Source organism: Acidipila rosea (genome assembly GCF_004339725.1).
GTDB classification, from domain to species: domain Bacteria; phylum Acidobacteriota; class Terriglobia; order Terriglobales; family Acidobacteriaceae; genus Acidipila; species Acidipila rosea.
This window is the reverse complement of record NZ_SMGK01000001.1, coordinates 956,581-982,163: the sequence shown is the minus strand read 5'-3', so window position 1 is coordinate 982,163 and position 25,583 is coordinate 956,581. Positions and strand designations below refer to the sequence as shown.

Sequence of the window (25,583 nt, the reverse complement as noted above, 5' to 3'; positions counted from 1 at the left end):
CAATGGCGAAGCGTCAGACTCGACGCTTCGCCACTGCATTTTCTGGTGGCCGCATCGATACCCGGTGAAGCTATATGCGGAAATCTCTCCCTGATTATGCACGAAGTTGGTTAGCTACTGCTGCTGGGCCTGTTGCAGTTGCAGCAGGGGTTCAGCTGGAGGCGGTGGCGCCTGGGCCCGCTCCACAAGGATCGACCAGTCCTCGGGAATGGGCATCTCCTGATCGAGGGAGGGCGCAGTCTGGGACGCATTTACCTGCACTGCGACATACATCTCGCTCGATGTTCTGCCGCGGAATATGCCGCCCGTGGGAGGTACATCTGCATAGTCACGGCCGAGCGCCGTACGGATGTGCCTGTCACCCGCAATCAGGTCGTTAGTCGGGTCAAAGCCAACCCAACCCAGTTGAGGCAGTAACGCTTCCACCCACGCGTGAGTAGCATCTGTTGTTGAGCGGTCGTGACTCTCTTTTCCGTGATACAAATAGCCGCTTACATAGCGACAAGGAATCCCAACATGGCGCACCAATGCAATCATGATGTGGGCAAAGTCCTGGCACACGCCATTCCGGGAGAGCAATGCTTCGTCGATTGGCGAATCCACCCGGGTACTGCGCGGGGTGTAGTCGAAGTGTTCGTATATGCCGTGCTTTATTTCGTGCAGGAGGCTGAGTGGATCATCGCGACGAACGACGTTCAACCTATTGGCCAATTGAAGCAGGTCAGCTGTAGGTGTCGTGAATTCGCTGGGCAGAAGCATCTCCCAATAATCGCCTTCAGCGATCAAGGCATCCAGCTCCTGCCATGAGTCCGGTCCCAGAGACAGTGGAATACCTGCGAGAGGCTGTTGCTCCACTAACGATTCGGCAACAATGACAAGCTGCGAATGCTGCCCGGGAATGTCGAAGTGATGAATATTATTTGCGAGGTGGTCGCGATAGGAGAAGACACGGCAGCGGGGGCTTACCGATAGCGTAAAGCTAAGGCAGCGCTGGTTGCTATCGCTACGGGGGTGCATGCGCACCTCCATCACGCTCTCGCTTACCGGCTGGCTGTAGACATATTTAGTCAGGTGACGGATGGAATAGAACACCATTTGCAAGCCCTCTAAACGGCCAACGCCGTCTGCACTGAATACTGGATATAAACCTCGTAGATAGCGGCATGAATCTGCCAGCATTGTTCAAGGACGCTACGCAGATATCGACCCGTATCCTGCTCGAGTATTTCCTGCATCCGGCTATAGCTTAGTTGAGCTTTCAACCGTCCGGCGATGCGCATCAGTTCACTCGCATGCTGACCACGCGTCTGCTGCTCCACAGCTTCAAGCGCCGCATAAACCCTATCAATGGAATAGCGCAGCGAGTGAGGAAACTCAGCGTTCAATAGCAGGAACTCAAGGATACGCTCATAGGTGAGATCAGCCGTATATACCTTGCAATAGGCCTCAAAGGCAGTACAGGTGCGCAGCAGACCTATCCACTCAAGGTATTCATATGCATCGATGGTGTCTTCTTCATCCATCATGAAGACGTCGCGGTGGTAAACCTCAAGCAAGGTAGCAATGACGGATGCACGCTCCAGAAATCGCCCAAGTTGAAGAAATTGCCATCCTTCGCCATGACTTAGCGTCGTGTCTGAGACGCCCTGAAAGAGGTGGATGCCATCGATGACAGCGGGCAGAAACTCGGCCATCTGCAGATCCGATGGCACAGGCGTGCGAAGCTTGGCGATCTCATGGAAGAGGCGGTTAAGCCTCTGCCATTGTTCACTTGAAATTTCTTCGCGGATCTGACGCGCATTTTCGCGTGCAGAGATGATGCATGCTGTTACGGATGCAGGCCTTGAAGTATCGAAACACAGTGTATGGACCAGAGCATAAGCGTCGTCGCTCCACTCAACCTTGGTGGGATGCCCCAGGGCGGCCAACACGCGTCGCCAGCGGCGCTCCGCGCTGGTCTGCGACTTATCGAGCATGAGACCTATGTTCACGTCGAGGATGCGCACGGTATGCTCGGCCCGTTCGAGATATCGGCTCGTCCAGTAGAGGCTGTCTGCTACGCGCGAAAGCATTGCTACCTCTCTCTTTCCTTGACAGTTGCAGCGCTGCCTGCAGAGCTGCAACTGTCATCTTCCCGATAAGTTATCTGACTCCCCAGCAATTCAGGCTTGTGGAGACTGACTAAGTACCCATGTATCTTTACTGCCGCCGCCCTGAGACGAGTTAACTACCAGTGAACCCTTACGGAGGGCCACACGCGTGAGTCCGCCGGGCACAATCGTCACTTTATCCCCGAAAAGAATGTAAGGTCGCAGATCGACATGACGCGGTTCGATGCTGCCATCTTCCTGCAGGCAGGCGGAGCGTGAAAACGACAGCGTGGGCTGGGCGATGTAGTTGCGCGGATCTGCCTCAATGCGCTGCTTGAAATCTTCGCGCTCGGCAGCAGAACTGTGCGGCCCAATCAACATGCCATATCCACCGGACTCACCAACGGCCTTGACCACAAACCGTCCCAGATCGCTGAGCACATGCTGGCGATGGGTCGGGTCAGTCATCAGAAACGTCTCAACATTCTTGAGGACAGGCTCCTCATTCAGGTAGTAGCGGATGATCGCGGGCACATAGGCATAGAGTGCTTTATCATCTGCAACGCCAGTACCGAAGGCGTTAGCGAGCGTGACATTGCCTGCGCGATAGGCGTTAAACAGGCCCGCAGAGCCAAGGATCGAATCAGTACGGAAGGCTAGCGGGTCAATGAAGTCGTCGTCCACGCGGCGATAGATCACGTCCACACGTTTCAAGCCACCTGTTGTGCGCATATAGACGACGTTGTCGTGAACGACCAGATCGCGGCCTTCCACCAGCTCGATTCCCATCTGCCGCGCCAGGTAGGTGTGTTCGAAGTAAGCGGAGTTGTAGACGCCGGGCGTCAGCAGCACGATGGTCGGCTCAGCACGCCCCTCAGGGGCTATTGAGCGAAGCGTGCTTTGCAGAGCCTGCGGATAGTGCTCGATTGGCTGAACGCCGTATTTGCGGAAGAGGTAAGGAAGCGTGCGCCGCATAATGCGGCGATTGGTGAGCATGTAAGATACGCCGCTCGGAACGCGGAGATTATCCTCAAGCACGACGAACTCGCCCGACTCCATGCGCAAGAGGTCAGTTCCCGCAATCGCGACATAGACGTTACGCGGCACCTGCAGTCCGCGCATCTGTCGACGGAAGTGCTTGCAGCTGTAGACAACCTCACGAGGCACCACGCCCTGAGCAAGAATCTTGCCCTCGTGATAGACGTCATGAAGAAAGAGATTGAGGGCGGTGATCCGCTGCGTCAGCCCACGTTCAATCCGATTCCACTCCTCCGCCGGAATGAGCCGGGGCACCAGATCATAAGGAAAGATGCGCTCTGTACCTTCATCGCGCCCATAGACAGTGAAGGTAATTCCCTGCAGAAGAAAAGAGACATCAGCGGACTGCTTTCGGCGCTGCAATTCTTCCCGGGGCATGGTGGTGAGCACCTGCAGCAGTGCTTCGTAGTGCGGACGGATGCGACCATCGATGTCAAACATCTCATCGAAGGCTTCGTCCAGAAAATAGCTGCGCAGAAGAGGATGGTCGAATTCGCGGCGGCCAAGGGACACGCTCATCAGATACTCTGCTCCTCGTCTTTAAATTCACTTCTGCCTTGTCTGACTTGGTGTTGCTGAATGGACGGTGAAACGCTACGAAGTTTCTCCGTTGTAGCACGTCCGTCGGCAGGCAGCAAGAATGTTCACGAAATCCGAGACTGAAATTCCACCGCCCAGAGGTGTCAGGCCACGCAAGGCAAGAGCTAGACGTGGGTAAAGAGCGGCGCAGAAGTGTCCTCCGCCCGGGGCTGCTTCACAATCCGGGTCTCACCCTCGGCGAGGGGAAGAATAGACTGGCGAACTCCCGCACTTTCCGCCGCGGCAAGCAGCCGAGGAAGAGGTTCATCCATCGGCTCACTCGATAGCTTGAAAGTGCCGAAGTGCATCGGGATCATCGCCCTTGCCTTAAGGTCAAGGAATGCCTGCAATGCATCTTCCGGACTTGTGTGAACGCTGCGGAAGTTATCAGGCGAATACGCCCCAATCGGCAGAAGCGCAACCTGTGGGGCCAGGCGCGCGCCGATCTCCCGAAAACCATCGAAGTATGCGGTATCGCCGGAGTGATAGACGCGATGCTCGCCATACTCCAACGCATAGCCGCCAAAGCCTCGATGTGTATCGCTAAACATGCGCGCGCCCCAGTGCGAAGCAGGTGTCATGGTCAACTTGAGCCCGCGGAGATCATGCTGCTGCCACCATCGCATGGAAGTGATGCGGGAGAAGCCCAGCTTCTCAACGATATCCTCTACGCCGGACGGAACAATCACCTCGGGCGGCTTTCCACTGAGCTTCGTAGTGTGTCGAATGATGCGCCTGAGAGAGGGCAGGTTCAGGTGATCCATATGAGCATGCGTCAGCAGGACGGCATCAATGGGAGGCAGACTACGCAACGCTACACCTGCGCGCCGGTGCCGGCGTAGCAGGATAAGCCACATGGCAAACACCGGATCGACGAGCAGGTTGAGGCCGCCAAGCTGAATAAGAAAGGAAGAATGACCGATGAAGGTGATTCCCAGTTCGTTACGATCCGCCAGGACCGGAGTATGCTGCGTGCCACGGAGAGGCTGAAAAAGAGACTCCCCCACCAATTCAGCTATGAACTTCAGTTTGCCTGCCATAAACCTGCGATCTGCCACAGAAATTAGATGCCTGCGGATCGCGCGGGATGCGACGATGGAGAGATCCCTTGCATCGGAGGATTCATGGACAGGCTCACGATCAAGACACGTCATCGGCGTCAGGTTGTTGATATTACCGGCCACATTGAGAAGACGCTCGGCCCAGACTCAGCAAACGGCATCTGCTTTGTGCATGTTCTGCACACTACGGCAGCCCTGGCCACATATGATGCCGAAGCTCAACTACCGGCATCCCCACAACCCGGCACATGCTCCTGACCATATCTTCTCGTCCATGATTGGCTCCTCGGTAAGTGTTCCTGTAGATAACGGAAGGCTGCTCCTGGGCACCTGGCAGCGAATCGTCCTGATTGAGTTTGATGGACCACGCGAGCGCCAGCTATCGGTGGTGCGGGTCAGCGGCGCTTAGCGGGTTTTTGCTCAGAAACACCGCACACATTTACTATCTGACAAGGCGCAGAATAACTCGTGCCGGAAAAATAGAAAGAAAGGCAAACTTCCTGAAGCCGCCAGCCATGCCAGCAATCCAATCACCAGGTACCGAGGAGGTACACCCGGACGTCTTGCTCGTCAACCGGGCGCGTGAGGGTGATGTTCAGGCATTCGAGAAGCTGGTAAAGCAGTACGACCGCCAGGTTTTCCGCATTGCCCAGCACATTACGCAGAACCGCGAAGACGCAGAGGATGTTGTCCAGGATGCCTTCCTCAAGGCCTACGAGAAACTAAACCAGTTCCAGGGCAATTCGAAGTTCTACACCTGGCTGGTGCGCATCGCGGTCAATGAAGCGCTGATGCGGCTACGCAAGCGCCGCACGGGCAAGATGGTTTCGATCGATGAAGATGTCGAAACGGAAGAAGGCTCGATGCCCCGCGATCTGGCGGACTGGGGACCAGATCCCGAGCAGCAGTATAACCAGTCCGAACTGGCGGAGATTTTGCGCAAGACCATACAGGGTCTGCCCCCGGGATTCAGAATTGTGTTTGTGTTGCGCGATGTAGATGGGCTGTCCACTGAAGAGACGGCAGAGACGTTGGGACTCAGTATCCCTGCAGTGAAGTCGCGATTGCTGCGTGCGCGGCTGCAGTTACGAGAGCGGCTCAGCCGCTATTTTCGTGCAAAGAAGAAGACCCAGGATGGTGTGAAGTGACCTGCTCAGAGTTTCTGGCGCAACTCGACGAACTGATCGACGATACAGCGACGACAACCATGCGCGATGAGCTGAAGGAACACCTGCGCGGGTGCGAACACTGCATGATCACCTTCAACACCACTCGCAAGACCATTGAGATCTATCGCAGCCATGAGGTCTACGAGCTTCCGCAAGCTCTCAGAGAGCGACTGCAGAAGGCAATCCTTGCGAAGTGCAAGAATTGCTGATTGATCATTTCATCAAAGCTGCACAATTAAATCTTTCGATTGATTGCCGACTCAGCTCGGCTCTGCGAGAATCGTAAGTTAATCACTATGCCAGCCTTCGGTAGCTTCGCTCTCTTGCTCGCGCTGGCGCTCAGCGCCTATACATTGGTCGTAGGGGCTATCGCGCTGCGTCAGATCGCAACCAGTGCCAGCGGTCGCGTCGCCCCGGAAAAGCTGGCTGAAACGGCGCGCCGCGCGGGGATTGGCAGCTTTTTCGCTGTCACAGCTGCCGCGTTCGCGCTGGTCTGGGCCGCTTTCACCAACGACTTCTCCGTCTCCTACATCCTGCATCACTCAAACCGCGCCCTGCCCGGGCCTTACAAGTTTGCAGCGCTCTGGTCGGGACAGGAGGGTTCGCTCCTCCTATGGGCCTGGCTGCTGGCGGCTTACGGCTTTGTCCTGAGGCTTCGGCACAAAGTCGACGTCAAACTGACTGCCTATGCGTCGACGATCCTGGCAGGAATTCAGCTCTTTTTTCTCGCTTTGCTGAACTTTGCCGCTCCGCCCTTTGCGCTGGTGAGCGGTCAAGTGCCGGCAGATGGTTTCGGTCTGAACCCGCTGCTGCAGTATCCGGAGATGGTGATTCATCCGCCGATGCTCTACCTGGGCTACGTCGGCTTTTCTGTGCCGTTCGCCTTCGCTCTCGGGGCGCTGATGATGCGCTACCCCGGCGAGAAGTGGATACACATCACTCGCCGCTGGACCATGGTGACGTGGCTCTTCCTGACCTGTGGCATCTTTCTGGGTGCGCACTGGGCATATTCAGTGCTGGGCTGGGGCGGCTACTGGGGATGGGATCCGGTCGAGAATGCTTCCCTAATGCCCTGGCTGACGGGAACGGCCTTCCTGCACTCGGTCATGATGCAGGAAAAGCGCGGCATGATGAAGAATTGGAATGTCTGGCTGATCTTTTCGACATTCATGCTGTCGATCCTGGGAACCCTGCTTACACGCTCAGGCCTGGTCAGCAGCGTTCATGCCTTTGCTGAATCGTCGATCGGCACCTGGTTCTGGGCTTTTCTCATCATTGTGATGTCGGTCTGCCTCTTCACCTTTGTTCTGCAGCGCGACCACCTCAAATCCGAGAACAAGCTGGAGTCGCTCGTGTCGCGCGAATCCAGCTTCCTTTTCAACAACCTGGTCTTGCTGGCGGCATGCTTCACCGTTCTCTGGGGAACGCTGCTCCCGGTCATCTCAGAGTACGTCCAGGGCAATAAGATCACCGTCGGGCCACCTTTCTACAACCGTGTAGCGGTGCCCATCGGCATCTTTCTACTCTTCCTGACCGGTATCGGTCCCCTGCTGGCGTGGCGCAGTTCATCCTTCAAGAGCATTCGCAAGAACTTCATCCTGCCTCTGGCGGCGGGGCTCGCTACTGCGCTCATCCTGATTGCGTGCGGCGAACGTCCATGGCACAACTTCAGCGAAGAACAGGGTGCGTTCTACTCCCTCATGGCCTGGTCCATGGCTGCGCTGGTTACGACAGCGATCTCGGCCGAGTTTCTGCGCGGCGCCGGGGTTATCTCACGCCATACGGGCAAGAACATCTTCGCGTCGATGGTCCAGTTGACCAGGCGCAATACACGGCGCTACGGCGGGTACATCGTCCATTTCGGCGTGGTAGTTATCTTCATCGGACTTGCCGGCTCTGCTTTCAACCAGAACAAAGAGCAGGAACTAGGCTTCAAGCAGAGCATGACATTGGGGCCATACCGCCTGGAATGTCAGAGTTATACCCAAGATTCAAACCTGAACTACGACACGGAGTATGCCCTGCTTGACGTCTATCGGGCGGGCAAAAAGATTACGCAACTGTCTCCGGAGCGTCGCTTTTACCAGGCCAGCCAGACGACCTCGACGATCGTGGCAAATCATTCAACGCTGGCATGGGATCTCTATGTAATCTATGCGGGCAAGGACCCGGATACCGGCCAGCCGATCATCAAGGTGTTCCTCAATCCGCTGGTTGCTTGGATCTGGATTGGCGTTATTATCGTCATCTTTGGCACGGCGGTAGCATTAATGCCCAATATGAGCGCGGCTCTTGCGGCCGGCCGCACCCAGCGGGCTGAGCAGTCTGAGCCCGCAATCACGGCAGGAGCCGACTAATGTCGATCTTCAAGAGGCTGGGCCAATGCCTGATGCTGGCGGTGCTGGTAGCCTTTACTACGGCCTCGACCGATACAGCGGTTCGCTTCAACGACTTAGGCCACAAGATGATGTGTGTGTGCGGCTGCAACCAGGTGCTGATTGAGTGCAATCATGTGGGCTGCCCCGACTCCGAACGGATGCTTGGCGAGCTGCGCACGGCAATCAGCCACGGAGACAGTGACACAACCATTCTGGAAGCTTTTCAAGCCAAGTACGGCCCCACGGTACTTGCCGCACCGATGCTGACCAGGTTCAACAAGGCCGTCTGGTTCGTGCCACCGCTCGTCCTGCTATTGGGAATTCTGGGAACAGTCCTGCTGGTCCGCAAGTGGCGGATGCAAACGGTCCCTATGCCCGAAGATCCAGCGAGGCCGGACTTCAAAACAATGCGCGACCGTATTCGCCGGGAGACTGAACTATGAGCATTGCCGCTTCCCTGCTGCTTCTTGCTGGCATCATGATCTATGTTTTCTATCCCGAGCGGAATATCGAGGCGCAGACGCAGAAGACCCGTCTCGACTTCCTGCTCGAACGCAAGGACGTCCTCTACGAGAACCTGCGTGATCTCAACTTCGAATATCGCGCTGGGAAATATCTTGAAGAGGATTATGCGGCACAGCGAGCCTCCATGGAGAACGAGGCGGCTGAAGTCCTGGCTGAGATAGAAAGCATTGAAGGGGCTCTTCGGCCCGGCAGACGTGCCTTTGGAGCCTGACGCTCCTCCTTACCTGTAAAATTGCAACCGGAACATCATGACGCTAAAAGTAAATAATCCTATTCGCGCTCTGTGCGCATTCGCCCTGCTGCTTACTTCCTCCGCCGCTTTTGCGGCACCGGTCTCCGGAACGGTCACGAACAAGACCACGAACAAGCCTGCTGCGAGTGACGATGTGGTGCTCATCTCCTTTGGTCAAGGGATGCAGGAGGCAGGCCGCACCAAGACCGACGCGAAGGGGCACTACACCATCGACGTGCCGGACAACGGCATGCACCTGATCCGCGTCAATCACCAGAAAGCAACTTATTTCGAACCCATTCAGCCAGGTTCGACGACTGTCAATGTGGATGTTTATGACGTCGCTGCCAAGGTCGCCGGAGTACGTACGGAGGCGGATGTAATCCGTGTCGAAACGGATCCCCAGGGCCTGCACGTCATCCAGAACTACTTCGTGCGCAACGACTCGAAGCCGCCACGCACCCAGTTCAGTGACCATGCTTATGAAATTTATCTGCCGGACGGAGCACGAATCGATGGCTCGGCGGCAATGGGCCCCTCCGGAATGCCGGTATCTTCTTCGCCAATACCAGTCAACGGGGAGAAGGGCCACTTTGCCTTCGTCTTCCCGATTCGGCCGAGTGTCTCCGATGCGATCCAGGCGCAGGGCCAGAATCAGGGCGAGACCCGCTTCCAGGTGAGCTATCACCTGCCCTACAGCGGCTCTTTTACCTTCAATCCGCGCGTCTCGATGCCAACCGACAACCTTGTCGTCCTGATGCCCAAGTCCATGCAGTTCGGCAACCCCAAAGGGGCTTCGTTCCAGCCCGTCAATGACGACATGAACGCCCTGACCATGGTTGCCAAAGACGTTACTCCGGCGCAGAACATAAGCTTTACTGTCTCCGGCAGCGGGTCGATGCCACGAGAAGGCCAGCAGGCGGGTCAGCAAACCCAGCAAGGCGCTCAGGCAGGGATGGGCCCTCAAGCGGGACAAGCCAGCGCCGATACGCGACCCGGCGGCGGACTCGGCAACCCGATCGATACGCCCGATCCCCTTAATAAATACAAGTGGTGGATCCTGAGCGGGCTGGCTTTGGTGCTGGCTGCCGCTGCGGCGTTTTTTCTCCGCGGCAAGCCAGGTTCCGCCCCGCAGACCGGGACGAGTCCGGCGTCTTCCCCCTTGCCGTCCGCTCCACAGCAGAGCGGCAGCGGCTTATTGTCTGCGCTGAAAGACGAGCTCTTTGCCCTTGAGACCCAGCGCATCGATGGATCGCTCAGCGAGTCCGAATATACCGAGGCGAAGCGCGCGCTTGAGACGGTTCTCAAGCGTGCCATTCAGCGGGAAGCCAATGGAAAGGTTGTATCCAGATAAGAAATCCTTAAAGATTTCTTGTACTGTGCATTCACAAACCCTTAAAATTCAATAGTGGTAGCGGGAGTACCCAGCAGCTTATGCCTAAACGTAGTCTTCCTTTTTCCCTTGCTATTGCGTTAGGTGCAATTGCAGTTGCTATTCCTTCAAGCCGTGCGCAGCAACAGACGTCACAGCCTGCCGGGACACTCACCCAGGCGACCCCATCGGCTGATGATATGCAGCAGGATCCGCTTAAGCGACAGCTCTCCGACAAGGAGCGCTTCAACCAGCAGAAACAGCTGAAGCAGGAATTGAAGGGCCCCTACAAGAAGTGGCTTGACGAGGACGTACGCTGGATCATCACCGACCAGGAAGCGAAAGCTTTCAAGAGTCTGAGCAACGATGAAGAGCGTGAGGCATTCATCGAGCAGTTCTGGCAGCGCCGCAATCCGAATCCCGACTCCCCGGAAAACGAATTTCGCGAAGAGCATTACCGTCGTATCGCGTATGCCAATGAGCACTACGCCGCAGGCAAGCCGGGCTGGAAGACGGATCGGGGCCACATGTATATCGCCTATGGCAAGCCGGACTCGATCGAATCACATCCGAGCGGCGGAACCTATGATCGCCCGATGGATGAAGGCGGCGGCACAACCTCGACCTATCCTTTTGAGACTTGGCACTACCGCTACATCGAGGGCATTGGCGAGAACATAGACATCGAGTTTGTCGACACCTGCATGTGCGGCGATTACCACATGACGATCGATCGCTCCGAGAAGGACGCGCTTTTGCACGTCCCCGGCGCAGGTCAGACGCTCTATGAGCAGATGGGCATGGCCAAGCGTGCAGACCGCTTCCGCGGCGGCCTCGAAAGCCTGGGCAATGGACCAATGTCCGGGATGGGCCAGAGCAAGCAGTTTGACCGTCTGGAACAGTTCGCGAAACTGCAGGCACCTCCGGTGATCAAGTTCAAGGACTTGCAACTCGAGCAGTTTTTATCCAGCCATAAAGTTCTCAGCGGGCCTTACTTTCCCTTTGATGTGCGGACGGACTATGTGAAAGTGACCGATGACACGGTGCTCGTTCCGCTCACACTGCAGATCAAGAACCGGGACATCACCTTTGTCACCAAGGATGGTGTGTCGCGCGGGGACGTTCACATCATTGGACGCGTTTCCACAATCACGGACCGCATTGTCCAGACCTTTGAAGACACAGTGGAAGTAGAAGAGCCTTCCGAACTGCTCTCGAAGACACTGGACAACAAGCGCCTGTACTGGAAGGCCCTGCCTCTCCGGCCCGGCCGCTACCGCGTCGACATTGCTATTAAAGACGTCAACAATCCGGATCACATCGGTACCTGGGCACAGGCAGTAAATGTTCCTAAATACGATGACGACCGCCTTGCAGCATCCTCGCTGATTCTGGCAAACCGCATGGAGAAGGTGCCATCCAAGGATATCGGCGAAGGCAACTTCATCATCGGCAATACCAAGCTGCTGCCTGCCGTGACCGCAAACCTTGCCACGCCTGTCACTTTTCAGCGCAATCAGAGCCTGAACATGTGGATGCAAGTCTACAATCTCGGCATTGATGACAAGAGCAAGAAGAACGACGCAACGATCGAGTATCAGATCATCGACCTTGCCTCAAACAAGGCAATTCTCGATACACACGAGGATTCCAACACGATAGAAGCCAATTCTGATCAGGTGACGCTGGCAAGGACTGTCCCTCTTGCATCCGTGCAACCTGGTAAATATCGTGTAAAGATCACAGTTAACGACAGCGTCTCTAAACAGATCATTGCTCAGAGCGCTCCCTTCACTGTGCAGTAGAGGGCAAGCAGCCGCTAAGAGCTGCAGCCTGCAACTTTCATTTATTGGAGCAATTGGCCAGGAGCGCATAACGACAGATTTGAAGTGACCCAGAGAGCGTCCATAATCGGTTCGGCATTGGCTGTCATTTTCGCAATGCTCTGTGTGCCTGCATATGCAGCTGGCCCAGGTGTGGTCACCGGAGTCGTGCGCGACGCGCACGGCACTCCTCAGGTCGGAGCGATCGTTCAGCTGATCCGTGCCGACTACTCAGTCGCCGGCCAGGTGTTCACCGACGACCATGGGCGCTACGCGCTTCCGCATGTACTCGCAGGAACCTATGGGCTTAAAGCCACCGGTGAGATGTTTCTGCCGACTCTTCGTGAGAATCTGCATGTGCTTGCCAGTTCACACCTTGTAGTCAACCTGACACTCAACACTCTCTACGAAGCTTTCCGCTGGCTGCCCGTGCAGACACGCCAGGCTGACGAACCTAAGGACGACTGGACGTGGACTCTCCGTCTCTCCACCAACCGTCCCCTGCTTCGAATGCTCGAGGATGGCCCCCTGGTTGTCGTCAACGATGGTGCAGGGCCGGCCCTCAAAGCCCGGGTCACGGTTCGTGGCGGTGCGGCCCAGTTCGGCGATGGCGGACTTCATCACGACTTTGAAGTCGAACAGTCCAGGGATGATTCCAGTCAGGTGATCTTCCGCGCGGACCTGAGCGAGGCGCAGAGTGCCGCCATCGGCTCGGTGGTCGGATATGAGCAACAACTGGCCCCGGGACGCACTTTCATGTCTGTCGCCACATTTGAGGATCGGCCCGAAATTGCGGGGGGGCCTAATCAGCAGGGGTTTCAAGCGATGATGCTGCGCAGTGCCCAGGTCATGAATTTCATGAATGCGGTACAGCTTGAGGCCGGGACGCAGATTGAAGCCGTACACATGGGCAGCACCCTGGTTGCTGCCATGCCCTTCGCGAGTGCAACGATTCATGCCGGCCCGGCGGATATCGCATATCGCATGGCCACTTCGCCAAATGCGCAGCGTGCTGACCAGATCGACCAGAATAGCTCCATGGCGCCGCTGGTCGCCGAGCAAAATGGCAGGCTGCTTGTCGAACACGGACTTCATCAGGAGCTTGCTGTCGAGAAGCATACGGGCAACCTTCACATGCGTGTTGTCGCCTATCACGACCAGCTGGATAATCCGATCATCTCTGCCGGCGGCACACTTTCTGCTGCTGACTGGGCTGCCCAGGATGTTCTGTATGATCCCGCGACTGCGTTGATGCAAGTAGCGGCCCAGAACTTTGAGGGGTCGGGCATACTAGGCGAAGCCGATGAGAAGGTTGGCGATGGCGTGTGGGTTTCCATGAGCGTGGCTAGCGGCGCGGCGCTGCAGATGGGTGAGCTGCCTGTATCCTCAACGCTTGCATCAGGCCTGATGAGCCTCCGCCCCAGGAACTCGCAGATGTACGCGGCAGCTATCAACGGCAAAGCATCCCATGGTGGAACTGAATGGCGAGCTTCGTACCGCTGGCAATCCGCTGACAGCATGACGCCAGTGGCGCCATTTAATAGCGGCCTGCCCGCCCCCTATCTGAGTTTCTTTGTGCGTCAACCGATCCGCTATCATCATGTTCTTCCCCAAGGGATTGAGGCATTGGTAGATGTACGAAATCTTCTGGCTGAGGGGTACCGCCCCTTCGTCACCCGCGATGGCAGCACACTCTACTTTGCGCAGGCTGAGCGGTGCCTCGAAGGTGGCCTCTCGTTTTCTTTTTAATTCGAGAATGCCTGTGCTATATTTTTCAAGTGGACATGAGAAGTCATGTCCTCCAAGTCTGACAGACTGCCACTCGGCAGTTTCCCAAAGAATGGACGCGTAGCTCAACTGGCAGAGCATTCGACTCTTAATCGACAGGTTGAAGGTTCGATTCCTTCCGCGTCCACCATTCAATCCGCTGGGACCACTTCGACACATCGGTCAAACTGAGATTTGCAGTCGACGATCTGCACCCGATCAACTTTCACTTTCCTCCCTACGCTGACGTAGAAACCTCACCAAGTACATCCCCGTCCCTGCGCTTGAGTAGAGATCTCAGGATTGGCGATTGAAAGTGTCTCTTGACCGTGATCGCATAAAAGTCTTCAAACAGCTGTGGGACAACGCAATACTCCACCAGAAGTCCAGTTCTCAACTCATCCTGCACGACGACGGTCGGGACAAGGGCGATGGCATCCGTGTCCCGAGCCAGAAGTCGAAGCATCGCCATGTCATCCACTTCGGCGAGGGTTCGGTACGTGACCCGGTGCTGCTCACACAAGAGATCGAATCCTGCCCTGATTTCGCTTTCCAGGCTCGGCAGCAGAATTGGATAGTTGCAGAGGTCATCTGGGAATACGAATCGTCTTTTGCTTCGGCGCGGCTTTCCAACCAGGCTTACAGGTTGTCTGGCAATCCGATGAGACTGCCATGGATTCTGAGCGTCACGGTGGACTCTACGGTTAGACAAAACGAGATCTATGCCGTGAACACTCAGACGAGCGAGAAGATCCGTCAACGTCCCGGACTGAAGGACCATCTCAATGTCGTCGAGCCGTAAAAGAGGACGCACAAAGTTTTCCTGGAAATTGCGGGACAGTGTGGCAACGGCGCCAATCCTCACTGTCTGCCGCTTACGAAACTCTCCGTCTTTCATCAAGGCAGAGAGCTCATTTCCTGCGGCAAAGATCGTGTCGGCATAGGTCAAAGCGAGTCGCCCAGCTTCGGTGAGCTGAAGACTTCTTCCCTCTCGCAAGAAGAGCGCCTGACCAAGATCTTCTTCGAGCGCCTTGATCTGCGACGAAAGAGCCGACTGCGAAACATGCAACTGCGCCGCAGTCCGCGTCAGATTGCCGTCTTTGGCTACGGCCCAAAAATAGTGAAGATGGTGATAATTCAGTCTCACGTGTAACTCATACTTTAAATAGAACGTTTCCTTCCAATATATGCATTTTACAGAATTGCATCAATGTCCGAAAGTTGTGAGAGTGAAAGGACATCTGCAATGGCTCACTTTCAGTGCCTATGGCCGTCTCACCATGCCATTCTGCTTTGCGTTCCCTCAGTCCTGTACTTTCTGGGAGGATTTGCCGGACAACTCGTTTCTATACAGAAGCTTTCGATACGAAAAGCGTGGAGACTGACTCGGATCGTCAGCTCCCTATCGTTACTTCTTTCCTTTGCGTGCTGCTCCGACGCGCTCCTACATACACCAGCGCTTGTCCGCCGGCCGCGCATCAGCTCTCTGCTCACGATAGGCAGCTTCCATCTGAGCTTTCGCTTCGATGTGGTGGAAGCGCTCATGCTTTTGCTCGTTACCTTTCTCGGCTGGGTCATCGTCAGCTATTCACGCGCATACATGTCCGGAGACCCTAAAGAACCTCGATATATTGGGAACCTGATGCGGACCCTCGCAGCTGTAAGCCTGCTCGTGGTGACGAACAATCTAGTCCTCTTTCTTCTTGCGTGGGTTCTCACAAGCCTCTCGCTGCACGGCCTATTGACGCTATACCCCCATCGCCAAGCAGCTGTCATTGCGGCCCATAAGAAGTTTCTGGCGAGCAGGCTGGGGGATTTTACCCTTCTCTGCGGAGTCATGCTTCTCGGGTCGCAGACGGGCAGCTTCGAGATGGACGAAGTGATGCATCGAATCTCGGGATCTCATCCAATTTCGGCCTCAATTCATGTCGCGGCTTTACTGCTTGCTATCAGTGCCATGATTAAGTGCGCGCAACTGCCATTGCATGGTTGGCTCATTCAAGTGATGGAAGCGCCCACGCCTGTTTCTGCTCTGCTTCACGCAGGAGTTGTTAATCTCGGGGGGTTCATGCTCATCCGACTTGCTCCAGTCATCAACACCACGCAGATGGCACAAGGTCTGCTTGTGGTTATCGGTTGCTTGACTGCGATCATCAGTTCCCTCGTCATGACCACCCGCATCAGTATCAAGGTCCATCTGGCCTGGTCTACCTGCGCCCAGATGGGATTCATGCTCATGGAATGCGGGCTGGGGCTTTATGGTCTAGCCTTCCTGCATCTGCTGGCGCACTCCCTGTATAAAGCACACGCGTTCCTCGGATCAGGGGGGACAGTCAATCAGGCGAAGCTCAAGCGCATGATGCCGCCGCGCCCAGCGATCGGTGTTAACGCATTGATCGGAAGCGCCCTTTCGGGCCTCTTCGTGGCAATACTGGGAGCACTCCTATGGCAACCTCATCTCCGCATGAATGCAGTCATGATCTTTTGCATCACGGTCGTGGGACTCGCAACTGCTGGAATTCTCGCAGCAATTTCCAGCACCTGCAGCATTGAAGCTTCACTCCTTCTCCCGATATCCGCTCTCGGCATCAGCGTCCTCTACTTCGGATACGACCGTCTCTTCCAGCGATTGGCCCCGCTAGCCACGATCGGCCCCGCACCCCAACACGCAATTCTGATCTTTCCAGTGGCGTGCTTCGCGCTACTCTACACTCTCCACGCAATCATTCGCGCCAACCCGCTGGGACAAATCGCCACAACGCTCTATCCATGGTTCTATGCGGGACTCTACCTGGATGAGCTTTTTACGCGAGCAACGTTTCGCATATGGCCCGCAAAGCAAAGCTCAGAAATCACGCGTCGGCGAGACGCAGCGCAACCATTCGAAGCAAGAGGAGTGAGATTATGAAGACGCTTGAACAGGTACCGTCGTCCCCTCCTAAAATAAATGCGACACGTGAAGCCGTCGAAAGCGCTTGCCAAAGTATTGCCCCTACCTGGCCGCTGGACCAGTTCATTGCTGTCAACCCGTATTGGGGCGTTATCGGTGATGCAATCCACACCGCTGCTCACCGTATCGAAAGCTACTCGGGCTCACGCATGCTTATGCCGCGCAGCTTTTATCGCGACCAGTTGAAATCAGGATCGTTGGGCAGGGAGCACTTGCAGGAAGCATTGCGTCAGTCAGGACTCAACATTTCGCTGACGGACCTTCTATGCGAACTCGAAAGTGAGTCACCGTCCATCCCACGGGTCCCTCTCGCTACCGCTATAGCAGATTCGCAACGTGATCTGTTGCACGGCGTGTCTATCAGTGACTTCGTCACGCACAACGTGAGCCAGCACTGCGCCTCTTACTTCGACCGTTGCCAATCCTCGTGGGAAACCCCACACAGGAGAGACCTCTACCAGAGTTGGCTACACCACGCCCGCACAGATATGAGCCCATGGCTTCTTATGGGCATCCACGACATGCGTCATCACGCGCTGTCTTTGCCGAATGAACCCCTCAACCTGATTGACGAGGCACTGCAAACGCTGCCTATTCCCCAGGAGGAATGGGTGAATTACCTGACAGCGCTTCTGATGAGCATCAACGGGTGGGCATCGTGGTGCGCCTTTGAGCGTTGGCAGGCACGCCTTGCTCGGAGAGATAACGACCACATTATCCAACTGCTGGCCATTCGACTCGCATGGGAGCACTTTGTGTTTGTTCACCTGCTCGAATCGAAAGAGTCCCCTGCATGGCAGAACGGGTGGAAGGAACTCCTTGAATGGCGGGAACACGCTGAACAACAGTCGTCAGTTGACTGGATATTTCAGGAGGCGCTGGAAATGGCGTACCAGCGTGAGCTTTGCAGTGCGCTTAAGTACAGCCGACCTCTTTCAGGCTCGAATGGTGAAAGGACCCCGGCAGTTCAGGCGGTCTTTTGCATCGATGTCCGCTCGGAAGTATTCCGGCGCGCCCTCGAATCTTGTTCTGATGAAATCGAGACGCTGGGATTTGCTGGATTCTTTGGTCTGCCCATCTCCTACACGCCGCTTGGTACTCACACTGAGCGTCCCCAGCTGCCGGGCCTCCTCGCACCGAAACTGTGTGTCGCTGATAGCACCGGCTCAGAAGACACCGATCAGAAGGCGCTACACAAAATGCAGAGGAGTCTGCGCTTCAAGGCTATATGGAAGGACTTTAAAACCTCAGCAAACTCCACGTTCACGTTTGTTGAATCGTGCGGGTTCTTCTATACAACTTCGCTGCTGAAAAGCACCTTGCATCGCCCTAATCGAAGCGTCGAAACAAACGGTATTACTCCTGGTCCACATTCTTCTCTGCGCCCGCGCCTCTCGCATAGCAGTGGGGATAACCTGTCTTCTGTGGAAAGCCTGTGTGAGCTGATTGCCGGCATTCTAACCAATATGAGCCTCACATCAGGCTTCGCACGCCTGCTTTTGCTGACCGGCCATGGCAGTCATAGTGTCAACAATCCACATGCAGCGGGACTCGATTGCGGTGCGTGCGGTGGGCAGACCGGTGAGGTCAATGCGAGGGTTCTTGCGGGCCTTCTGAACGACGCAACGATTCGAAGTGGGCTGCTCCAGCGGGGTATCGCAATTCCCTCGACAACTCATGCTCTGGCCGCACTGCACAACACAACGACGGACGAAGTTACGATCTTTGACACAGATTTACTCCCGCAGAGTCATGCTTCCGATCTCACGCGTTTGCAGGAGTGGCTGCAACAGGCAGGTCATCGAGCGCGAACGGAACGGGCTCAATCCGTCGGAATCAACGGCCACAAAGCCACTTCCGCCAAAAGCCTACTGGATCAATTTCGCATTCGTAGCCAGGATTGGTCCCAGGTTCGGCCTGAGTGGGGGCTTGCCAACAATGCTGCATTCCTGATTGCCCCGCGCAGGCGAAGCCGCGGCATTGACCTGCAGGGCCGCGTGTTCCTGCACGAGTACCAGAGCATTCTTGACCCCGATGGCAGCGTCCTGGAGGCCATCATGACCGCTCCTATGCTCGTTACCAACTGGATCAATATGCAGTACTACGCATCCACGGTCGACAATCGCCTCTATGGAAGCGGCAATAAGGTACTCCACAACGTAGTGGGCGGGCGACTAGGCGTTTTCGAGGGCAATGGTGGCGATCTTCGCATTGGACTTCCGCTCCAGTCCCTGCATGACGGATATAAATTACGCCATATCCCCCTGCGCCTGAGTGTCTTCATCGAAGCACCACAGAGGTTGATTGACGCAATCATTCTCAAGCACGAAGTTGTCAGAAACCTGATCCATAACGCATGGATACACCTATTCCAAATCACGCTTGGATCGGCAACTTTATCACGTTACAGGGATGGCATCTGGCATCCAGTGCAGGTCAACGGTTTCAATGTAAGCGAGCAGTTAGCAATCCTCACGGAGGAAAGAGATGCGTAAAGTCCTTCTGGTCCATGATGAGATCTATCTTAACCGCGCTCTCGAGAATGTGCAGAGTCTCATGGGGTTTGAGCGCCGCGCGTCCGTGGAGGACGAAATATTCGATCTGCTTGCAGTGATTCTGATGCCACCGGCAGCGTTGGCGCGAGCTCTTCCAGAAAAAGGACATCTCTGCAACCTCTCTCGCTTAGAGCACCATCACCAACTCTTCAGTCCTGACTGGATATCTGTGAATGGGATTTGGCTCCTCCTCACAGTTTGCCAGCCGGACCTGCTGGAACCAACCGCACGCCAAGAAGCCTTGAGCCGAATCCTAGATACCTTTAAGACTAAAGGATGTATCCAGAGCCTGAACGCCGTCTATCCAGTGTTTTCGTCCAGAGAGAAAAAGCGCTCGCCAGGAGAACAGATAAGCTATTTGAAAAGCAAACATCCTGGTCTACGTCCAACGAATGCTCTATTCATCAAGAGCCAAACAATATCCGGTGCTCCCGGTACCGACTCTGAATGTCTCGCTGGTTGAAACTCAATTCACATAGCCATTCGCTGGTGGCCTACGTGCCTCATCTTGATCGTCCCCAGCTTTGCTCCGGATGAGGGTGAAAACGTCCAAAAGCGCAGCCATCTTGCGGATGTTACCTGCGAGACTCATAATCTCTTCGATACAGGTATGTTTGTCCGCTAGGGCCTCAAGGCGTTCGCTCACGCTCCTCAGTTGATCGGCTTCCAGCAGAATATCTTCGAAAGGCTTGAGGTAGCGCGTTCCTCTCGCGGCGATCCTCGCGTCTGTCATTTCCCACTCCGCCCCGACCATACTCTGACAAGGCACATCTTCCATCAAACGCATCGTTGCCGCTTCGCCAATGAGGGTAAAAAGCAGACCTAGCAATTGTGAAATCAGATCAATTCCGACCCCGCCATCCTCATCTGTGTCCAATTGAAATTGAGCTTCGTCAAGGCCGCGCAAGTCCCCATTTGCCGTTACCTGCACTGAGCAGAGCTTTGGACATTGTGACTTGGCTAGAGACAACGCACGAGAAGCCAGCGCCTGAAAACCGCTGACCCCTACGGGGGTGCACAGATACTGGCGAAGCTTATCATAAACGCGAATTGTCGCATGCTCAGTCTGCGCGGAGAGTGGATCAGCTTCAAATTCTGAAGCGATGAGCCTGCGGGCCCAATCGCGAATCATTGGAGGAGGAAGCATCGGTCCTGTCCTTGCACGCTGCGTCTCGCCTTGGATGTGAGGCCTTTAGAGGAGAAGACTTTCATGCCGGTAACGGTGGTCATGAAATGCTTAGCGCGCTTCATCCGACTCCAGCTTGGAGTCACACCAAGTAAGCTACCTCAAATCTCGCATGAAAGCTGAGCACTATTGACCGTTACGTACTCGCCGTCCTGCTTGACTCGTCTACTCCCGCCCTCAAGATGCGTTATTGAACGGCTGGCACCTATGCATTGAGCGACTTCGCCTTCCTCTGTGCTGGATGGCGCTTTGGGCGGGATTAGATTCCGCCCTTTGGCAAAGTTATAGAAAATGATGTCCCCTGGTGCTTCCCACTCGTGCTGGAACGAAGGCGGATCTCACCGCAGTGCTTTTCGATGATCTGCTTTGTCACCCAAAGCCCTAGACCGTTGCCCGTCGTACCCTTCGTCGTGAAAAATGGCTCAAATATCTGGGCTAGTGCTGCAGGTTCGCTGCCCTTCCCGTTGTCAGAAACCGTGATCCTGACCCGTGCGCTCCCGTCCGACGAATGTCGGGCAGCCGAAGCTCGGATGGTTATCCGGCCCTTCTGGCTCAAAGCATCGAGGCTATTCGCAAGCAGGTTGGAGAGCACCTGTCGCAGTTCACCATGGACTGCGGTGATTTCCAGCCCTGTCTCGCACTGCACGTCCAAATTTGCCTGCCTTGAATTGACCTTGCTCCGCAGAAGGTCGAGAACGGAATCCACAAGCGTTACAAACGGGAAAGTGACCGGTGCAGCCATCTCGTGGTAGAAGCCGAGGGTCTGACGTGTGATGTGAGCGGCTCTCGTTAGTTCTGCATCGGCGGATTCGAGATATCTGCGAACCACGTCCGGAATGCCTTCCGCGTTTATAGCCAAATACAGCAGCCCCATGACGGCCGCCAGTGGATTGTTTATCTCATGGGCAATGACTGCTGACATGCGTCCCACTGCAGCCAGCTTTTCGCTGCGGATGAGAGCTTCTTCCGCCACCTTACGAGCTACAATTTCCGCTTGCAATTGCGCATTCAAGGCATCCGCTGCTTCGGCCAGTTCCTGCTGGCGGATCATTCCCAACATGAGCGCCTCGTTCATTGCAATCGCCACCTGATGAACGGAGGTCTCTTCGATCACCTGCACGATGATTCCTGCAGACGACCTTTCCACTGAAAGTACGGGCCACATGACATATGAGCACAGCGGATACTTTCCGGAGCGCTCACCAAGAGTGAGGATTTCTGCGTGTCCGGTCCGGTAGACCCTGTCAAGGCTTAATGCGCATTGCTCGCCGACGAAGGGGATTTCCCCGAAGTCCATTCCGAGAAGTTCCTCTTCACCCCTGCCTACCAGCAGGCAAAAGGCCCGATTAACATAAGAGATTCTGTGTGCCGGATCCTCTACGCCAATGATCGGCATAGGCGAGATCTCTGTTACCGCCCGGCACAGGTCCAGCATTTCACCTGTCGTTTTCGTCCTATTTGTTCCTTCCGACATCGCTCTCCTAGACAGGACTTCGCCCCAAACGAGAGGCTTTAATTCCCAGAGGATTCTGTCTTATGTGGGATGCCGGTTATGAGTTCGGAGTAGTTGGCCAGCCGTTCACCGATCGTAACTCCATCGGCAGTGATCTCGTATTCTCGAATGTCTGGGCTGTGAGCAGCGCCCCTCATCTTGACCACCATCATGATCTTCCGGAGCTGCCCGTCAATCTCCACATACCGCAGGCGGATGATATCGTCGGTCAAGAAAGAGATGGAGTAGGTACTAAAGCGGAACTCTGTAAAGGATTCCTCCATTTCCAGCGTGCTCAGAATCGTGATTCCGAGGCCCGTTAGGGCGAAAATCATCCGATACAGTGATTCCCGGAAGTCAGCCCGGAACCCTGGGGCCAGGGCCATCTCGAAGCCGGCGAGGGAGTCGATGACCAACCGTTTGGCGTCCGTCCGTTTTACGGCATCGAGAAGTTCCTGCATCATCTCGTCCACCGAAAGGTCTAAGGGGCGCAGATAGATGACTTCCAGCGTTCCGTCCCTTATGGGGGTTTCTAAATCGAGCCCGAATATCGAGGCCCGTCCTGCATACTCGTCGGGTCGCTCCTCGAACACCGCGACGATCCCGGGTTCACCCGCACGAATGCCGGCGGCGATGAACTGAGTCGCGAGAAGCGATTTTCCTGTCCCTGAGGCACCAGCGATGAGGAGGCTATCACCTTCCGGGATCCCTCCGCCCATCATTTCGTCCAATGCCGGGATGCCCGAAGACAAGCGCTTTCTGGCGGGTACCTTGCGCTTTTTGCCCGTCAAACCGAGCGTTCTGGAGAATGCCTGTAAACCGCCCTCAGTGATGCGAAACGTGTGAAGGCCGGGAACCGACATCTGGCCCCGCAGCTTCATCAACTGCAGTTTGCGGACTACGGAATTCCGCTCGACGGTCTGATAGAGCCAAAAGAGTCCATCTGCAACAGTGAAAACAGGGTTGTCCTGCAATTCGGATTCAGCGTACTCCCCGATCAGGAACGTGGTGGCCTCGCAACTGGTTAGCAGGAGAGCCAGTCGTTGCATGAACCCTTGCACTTCAATCTCGTTCGCCGGTCCTGTCTTGCTACGGAGTACGCTGCGAAAAGAGTCCACGATAACAATGCCAGGATTCAACGAATTGACCTGCTTACCGATCTCCTCCAGCACGGCCTCAAGGCCGCCGTCGATCAGAACCTGACTGAGATTGACAAACCGAACAGCATTATTTAGCTTCTCGACTTCAAAAAAGGTGTACTGCTGCTGATATCGCAGCATTTTCAGCGCGGGTTCTCCAAGCACAGTGAAGTACAGTGCTGGCCGTTCTTCTGTAGCGTTTGCAAACATGAATTGATGGGCGAGCGTGGTCTTGCCGCAGCCGGGAGCCCCAGCGATGATGTTGAAGGAGAACTCAGGGAGGCCGCCGCCCAAAATCTCATCCAGACCCAGTACACCTGAAGGCAGTTTATTGATCTTAACTTTGCCGTTTTGAGTCATCCAAATCCCCTTGAGTAGTTTCCGAGCCGCGCAGAGTCGGCCAAACATCATCCAAAAGACGAAGCGTCACCGCTTCGCCCACAAACGACAGCAGGAGAGCAATCAATTGCTTTGCAAGCAAGGCGGCGACGGGGAAAGCTTCGCTGTTCAGGCACTCCAGAGCACCATCTTCTTTAACGCGGACTGAAGTCAGCAATTTCGACTCTCTTTGTGCGAGAGTCAAGGCACGGCTAATGAGGGCTCGATAGCCTTGCGTTCCCATCAGCATGCTTAGCGGACGACGCAGCTTATCGCAAACACGAAACGCAGGCGCCGTCTCGCCGTCCGCTTCGCAGCGCTCCAAGGCAATAAGGCGTTCGGTCAAATCTCGGGTTGTCGAAGGGATGACAGTCGCCTTCATTGGCTGCATCAAGTGCCGCCCTCATGGCTTGCATTACCGATCAGCCTATACAAGGTTATGATACGCTTTGCGCGTAATCAGGCCTGCGTTGTGGAGCACTCAATGAGCGAGTATTCCTTGAGTCTCTGCTTAGGAAGCATGCTGCAACTCCTTGCCTTGGTCTCGATTGCACCGAGCAGCGAGGCAGTGCCGAGTCAATTAGGGCCGAGCCATTATCAGCATAAGCTGGCATTTTCAAACGAAATGATAGCGCTCTACAATTATCCTATTGAGGGTCTCGGGATGGGTAGCCAGCCGATTCGCATCTTGAGCGTCGAAGACCATCCCGTTTTCCGGGAGGGCCTGAGCACGATCATTGCTTCTCAGCCAGACATGATTCTGGTTTCACAGGCAACGAATGCAATTGAAGCGCTCGCGGAGTTCCGTCGCCTACGCCCCGATGTCACTCTCATGGATTTCCGTCTGCCTGGCACGAATGGCACTGATGCACTGATCGCTATTCGCGGAGAATATCCTCATGCGCGTATTGTCATGCTGACCACCTCTGATAGCGACGGAGAGATCCGTCGCGCCATGCAGGCCGGCGCCTCTGGTTACATTCTCAAGAGCATGCCGAAGAACGAATTGCTGGGGGTGATCCGCACAGTCCACGCAGGTCGCCGCTATCTTCCTCCTGAAGTCGCTGCGCGCCTCTCGGAACATCTCGGCGAAGATGATCTCACCGACCGGGAGTTGCAGGTGCTTCGGCTCATCCGAGACGGCTATCGAAATAAGCAGATTGCCGATCAACTCGCCATAGCCGAGACGACAGTCAACTTCCACATCAAAAATTTAGTGGACAAATTGCAGGCGAACGACAGAACTCATGCTGTCACCATTGCGGGGCAGTGCTTTCTTCGCGCCGGGCTCGCCATGCGCGAAACCATACCTTCCGTCACAGCTTTGGCACATTGCTCAAAGCGAATGGAGAAGATGTTAAGACCGTCCAGGAGCTTTTGAGGCACGCGAACAACAGGATTACGCTTGACGTGTACACGCACACGACCAACTCGCATAAGCGGGCCGCACCGAGCAAGGTTGTAAGGATGATGGTTCCGAATCTGTGTGAAATGAAGGGTGCGCCACACCCTCAAAAAGCAGGATAGGGTGCTTATTGCACCTATATTAAACCCACAACCGTTGTCTTTTTGATGTCACTTTGGGTTGCCATAGCTTCTCAGTCCTATAGAATCTATGGCGGGGACGACGGGGCTCGAACCCGCGACCTCTGCCGTGACAGGGCAGCGCTCTAACCAACTGAGCTACGTCCCCAAATTGTTTCAACAACTTGACTATTATGCCACATTCGAATCAAACTTTTTGCAGGCTTGGCCGCTTACGCTTGACTCTACATTTTCACTGCTGTGGACTAGATTTTGAGCTCTTTCCGAAGAACAAAATCACCACCGCAAGCACAAAATTAAGTCT

The 25,583-nt window shown here is 55.4% G+C and carries 23 protein-coding genes and 2 tRNA genes; 15 read left to right on the top strand and 10 right to left on the bottom strand.

All coding sequences use genetic code 11. The features are described 5' to 3' along the window. Nucleotides 1-114: 114 nt before the first annotated feature. From C7378_RS04070 to C7378_RS04055, 4 genes are all read right to left on the bottom strand, one after another. On the bottom strand, nucleotides 115-1,095 hold the full coding sequence (locus C7378_RS04070; RefSeq protein WP_424221128.1) for a transglutaminase family protein: 981 nt from the start codon (nucleotides 1,093-1,095) through the stop codon (nucleotides 115-117). Between the two features lie 11 nt (nucleotides 1,096-1,106). Beyond that, nucleotides 1,107-2,072, bottom strand: coding sequence for an alpha-E domain-containing protein (locus C7378_RS04065; RefSeq protein WP_131992024.1), 966 nt, complete (start codon nucleotides 2,070-2,072; stop codon nucleotides 1,107-1,109). A 90-nt stretch (nucleotides 2,073-2,162) separates the two neighbouring features. Continuing rightward, complete coding sequence (locus tag C7378_RS04060; RefSeq protein ID WP_131992021.1) at nucleotides 2,163-3,647, bottom strand: circularly permuted type 2 ATP-grasp protein; 1,485 nt, start codon at nucleotides 3,645-3,647, stop codon at nucleotides 2,163-2,165. 185 nt (nucleotides 3,648-3,832) lie between these two features. After that, entirely contained in the window at nucleotides 3,833-4,747 is a 915-nt protein-coding gene (locus tag C7378_RS04055) for an MBL fold metallo-hydrolase (RefSeq protein WP_131992018.1), read from the bottom strand. A gap of 226 nt (nucleotides 4,748-4,973) precedes the next feature. Here C7378_RS04055 and C7378_RS17800 point away from each other — a divergent pair, with 226 nt between their 5' ends. The 10 genes from C7378_RS17800 (at nucleotide 4,974) to C7378_RS04005 (ending at nucleotide 14,185) form a co-directional block, all read left to right on the top strand. After that, nucleotides 4,974-5,177: a YjbQ family protein gene (locus C7378_RS17800; RefSeq protein ID WP_207901329.1), complete on the top strand. Its 204-nt coding sequence runs from the start codon at nucleotides 4,974-4,976 to the stop codon at nucleotides 5,175-5,177. Nucleotides 5,178-5,283: 106 nt separating this feature from the next. After that, nucleotides 5,284-5,916, top strand: a complete 633-nt coding sequence (locus C7378_RS04045) for a sigma-70 family RNA polymerase sigma factor (protein WP_131992012.1) — start codon at nucleotides 5,284-5,286, stop codon at nucleotides 5,914-5,916. Continuing rightward, nucleotides 5,913-6,146 (top strand): anti-sigma factor family protein, encoded by a 234-nt coding sequence (locus tag C7378_RS04040; protein ID WP_131992009.1) that lies wholly within the window; start codon nucleotides 5,913-5,915, stop codon nucleotides 6,144-6,146. The genes C7378_RS04045 and C7378_RS04040 overlap by 4 nt, the downstream gene beginning before the upstream one ends. 87 nt (nucleotides 6,147-6,233) lie before the next feature. Further along, nucleotides 6,234-8,294 carry a heme lyase CcmF/NrfE family subunit gene (locus C7378_RS04035; RefSeq protein ID WP_131992006.1) on the top strand — a complete coding sequence of 687 codons (2,061 nt, stop codon included), beginning with the start codon at nucleotides 6,234-6,236 and terminating at the stop codon, nucleotides 8,292-8,294. Next, nucleotides 8,294-8,758, top strand: coding sequence for a cytochrome c-type biogenesis protein (locus C7378_RS04030; RefSeq protein ID WP_243648052.1), 465 nt, complete (start codon nucleotides 8,294-8,296; stop codon nucleotides 8,756-8,758). The genes C7378_RS04035 and C7378_RS04030 overlap by 1 nt, the downstream gene beginning before the upstream one ends. Next, entirely contained in the window at nucleotides 8,755-9,051 is a 297-nt protein-coding gene (locus C7378_RS04025; protein ID WP_131992003.1) for a hypothetical protein, read from the top strand. The genes C7378_RS04030 and C7378_RS04025 overlap by 4 nt, the downstream gene beginning before the upstream one ends. Nucleotides 9,052-9,088: 37 nt before the next feature. Next, nucleotides 9,089-10,426, top strand: a complete 1,338-nt coding sequence (locus C7378_RS04020; RefSeq protein WP_131992000.1) for a peptidase associated/transthyretin-like domain-containing protein — start codon at nucleotides 9,089-9,091, stop codon at nucleotides 10,424-10,426. 80 nt (nucleotides 10,427-10,506) lie between these two features. Next, nucleotides 10,507-12,249, top strand: a complete 1,743-nt coding sequence (locus C7378_RS04015) for a GWxTD domain-containing protein (RefSeq protein WP_131991997.1) — start codon at nucleotides 10,507-10,509, stop codon at nucleotides 12,247-12,249. A 144-nt stretch (nucleotides 12,250-12,393) separates the two neighbouring features. Further along, the gene (locus tag C7378_RS04010) at nucleotides 12,394-14,016 is read left to right on the top strand and encodes a carboxypeptidase-like regulatory domain-containing protein (RefSeq protein WP_165876635.1); all 1,623 of its coding nucleotides are present in this window, start codon (nucleotides 12,394-12,396) and stop codon (nucleotides 14,014-14,016) included. Between the two features lie 93 nt (nucleotides 14,017-14,109). Then, a tRNA-Lys gene (locus C7378_RS04005) sits at nucleotides 14,110-14,185 on the top strand. 87 nt (nucleotides 14,186-14,272) lie between these two features. Here C7378_RS04005 and C7378_RS18150 read toward each other — a convergent pair. Then, a complete protein-coding gene (locus C7378_RS18150; protein WP_131991991.1) occupies nucleotides 14,273-15,181 on the bottom strand; it encodes a LysR family transcriptional regulator in 909 nt (302 codons plus the stop codon). Nucleotides 15,182-15,244: 63 nt separating this feature from the next. Between C7378_RS18150 and C7378_RS03995 the strand changes: the two genes are divergently transcribed. The 3 genes from C7378_RS03995 to C7378_RS03985 are packed head-to-tail and all read left to right on the top strand — an operon-like array spanning nucleotide 15,245 to nucleotide 20,002. After that, the gene (locus C7378_RS03995) at nucleotides 15,245-16,942 is read left to right on the top strand and encodes an NADH-quinone oxidoreductase subunit L (protein WP_131991988.1); all 1,698 of its coding nucleotides are present in this window, start codon (nucleotides 15,245-15,247) and stop codon (nucleotides 16,940-16,942) included. Further along, entirely contained in the window at nucleotides 16,939-19,479 is a 2,541-nt protein-coding gene (locus C7378_RS03990) for a YbcC family protein (protein ID WP_165876633.1), read from the top strand. Before C7378_RS03995 ends, C7378_RS03990 begins: the two co-directional genes overlap by 4 nt. Then, complete coding sequence (locus C7378_RS03985; RefSeq protein ID WP_131991982.1) at nucleotides 19,472-20,002, top strand: hypothetical protein; 531 nt, start codon at nucleotides 19,472-19,474, stop codon at nucleotides 20,000-20,002. Before C7378_RS03990 ends, C7378_RS03985 begins: the two co-directional genes overlap by 8 nt. Before the next feature lie 3 nt (nucleotides 20,003-20,005). On the opposite strand, the gene C7378_RS03980 is transcribed toward C7378_RS03985, so the two are convergent. From C7378_RS03980 to C7378_RS03965, 4 genes are all read right to left on the bottom strand, one after another. After that, nucleotides 20,006-20,671, bottom strand: coding sequence for a hypothetical protein (locus tag C7378_RS03980; RefSeq protein ID WP_131991979.1), 666 nt, complete (start codon nucleotides 20,669-20,671; stop codon nucleotides 20,006-20,008). A gap of 313 nt (nucleotides 20,672-20,984) precedes the next feature. Further along, on the bottom strand, nucleotides 20,985-22,199 hold the full coding sequence (locus C7378_RS03975; RefSeq protein ID WP_131991976.1) for a PAS domain-containing sensor histidine kinase: 1,215 nt from the start codon (nucleotides 22,197-22,199) through the stop codon (nucleotides 20,985-20,987). Nucleotides 22,200-22,237: 38 nt separating this feature from the next. After that, a complete protein-coding gene (locus C7378_RS03970; protein ID WP_131991973.1) occupies nucleotides 22,238-23,716 on the bottom strand; it encodes an ATPase domain-containing protein in 1,479 nt (492 codons plus the stop codon). Beyond that, a complete protein-coding gene (locus tag C7378_RS03965; protein ID WP_131991970.1) occupies nucleotides 23,694-24,116 on the bottom strand; it encodes a hypothetical protein in 423 nt (140 codons plus the stop codon). Before C7378_RS03965 ends, C7378_RS03970 begins: the two co-directional genes overlap by 23 nt. A 102-nt stretch (nucleotides 24,117-24,218) precedes the next feature. Here C7378_RS03965 and C7378_RS03960 point away from each other — a divergent pair, with 102 nt between their 5' ends. Together C7378_RS03960 and C7378_RS18145 are read left to right on the top strand one after the other, a co-directional pair. Continuing rightward, complete coding sequence (locus tag C7378_RS03960) at nucleotides 24,219-25,115, top strand: response regulator (RefSeq protein WP_341539114.1); 897 nt, start codon at nucleotides 24,219-24,221, stop codon at nucleotides 25,113-25,115. Beyond that, nucleotides 25,004-25,261 (top strand): tyrosine-type recombinase/integrase, encoded by a 258-nt coding sequence (locus C7378_RS18145; protein ID WP_207901327.1) that lies wholly within the window; start codon nucleotides 25,004-25,006, stop codon nucleotides 25,259-25,261. Before C7378_RS03960 ends, C7378_RS18145 begins: the two co-directional genes overlap by 112 nt. Before the next feature lie 89 nt (nucleotides 25,262-25,350). Here the strand turns inward: C7378_RS18145 and C7378_RS03950 are convergent. After that, nucleotides 25,351-25,427 (bottom strand) — tRNA-Asp (locus tag C7378_RS03950). Nucleotides 25,428-25,583 lie beyond the last annotated feature (156 nt).

Bases quoted from the DNA above. Each gene is read 5' to 3' on its own strand.
- C7378_RS04070 (WP_424221128.1), bottom strand. From the start codon at position 1,095: ATGGTGTTCTATTCCATCCGTCACCTGACTAAATATGTCTACAGCCAG.
- C7378_RS04065 (WP_131992024.1), bottom strand. From the start codon at position 2,072: ATGCTTTCGCGCGTAGCAGACAGCCTCTACTGGACGAGCCGATATCTC.
- C7378_RS04060 (WP_131992021.1), bottom strand. From the start codon at position 3,647: ATGAGCGTGTCCCTTGGCCGCCGCGAATTCGACCATCCTCTTCTGCGC.
- C7378_RS04055 (WP_131992018.1), bottom strand. From the start codon at position 4,747: ATGGCAGGCAAACTGAAGTTCATAGCTGAATTGGTGGGGGAGTCTCTT.
- C7378_RS17800 (WP_207901329.1), top strand. From the start codon at position 4,974: ATGATGCCGAAGCTCAACTACCGGCATCCCCACAACCCGGCACATGCT.
- C7378_RS04045 (WP_131992012.1), top strand. From the start codon at position 5,284: ATGCCAGCAATCCAATCACCAGGTACCGAGGAGGTACACCCGGACGTC.
- C7378_RS04035 (WP_131992006.1), top strand. From the start codon at position 6,234: ATGCCAGCCTTCGGTAGCTTCGCTCTCTTGCTCGCGCTGGCGCTCAGC.
- C7378_RS04030 (WP_243648052.1), top strand. From the start codon at position 8,294: ATGTCGATCTTCAAGAGGCTGGGCCAATGCCTGATGCTGGCGGTGCTG.
- C7378_RS04025 (WP_131992003.1), top strand. From the start codon at position 8,755: ATGAGCATTGCCGCTTCCCTGCTGCTTCTTGCTGGCATCATGATCTAT.
- C7378_RS04020 (WP_131992000.1), top strand. From the start codon at position 9,089: ATGACGCTAAAAGTAAATAATCCTATTCGCGCTCTGTGCGCATTCGCC.
- C7378_RS04015 (WP_131991997.1), top strand. From the start codon at position 10,507: ATGCCTAAACGTAGTCTTCCTTTTTCCCTTGCTATTGCGTTAGGTGCA.
- C7378_RS03995 (WP_131991988.1), top strand. From the start codon at position 15,245: ATGTCCGAAAGTTGTGAGAGTGAAAGGACATCTGCAATGGCTCACTTT.
- C7378_RS03990 (WP_165876633.1), top strand. From the start codon at position 16,939: ATGAAGACGCTTGAACAGGTACCGTCGTCCCCTCCTAAAATAAATGCG.
- C7378_RS03985 (WP_131991982.1), top strand. From the start codon at position 19,472: ATGCGTAAAGTCCTTCTGGTCCATGATGAGATCTATCTTAACCGCGCT.
- C7378_RS03980 (WP_131991979.1), bottom strand. From the start codon at position 20,671: ATGATTCGCGATTGGGCCCGCAGGCTCATCGCTTCAGAATTTGAAGCT.
- C7378_RS03975 (WP_131991976.1), bottom strand. From the start codon at position 22,199: ATGTCGGAAGGAACAAATAGGACGAAAACGACAGGTGAAATGCTGGAC.
- C7378_RS03970 (WP_131991973.1), bottom strand. From the start codon at position 23,716: ATGACTCAAAACGGCAAAGTTAAGATCAATAAACTGCCTTCAGGTGTA.
- C7378_RS03965 (WP_131991970.1), bottom strand. From the start codon at position 24,116: ATGAAGGCGACTGTCATCCCTTCGACAACCCGAGATTTGACCGAACGC.
- C7378_RS03960 (WP_341539114.1), top strand. From the start codon at position 24,219: ATGAGCGAGTATTCCTTGAGTCTCTGCTTAGGAAGCATGCTGCAACTC.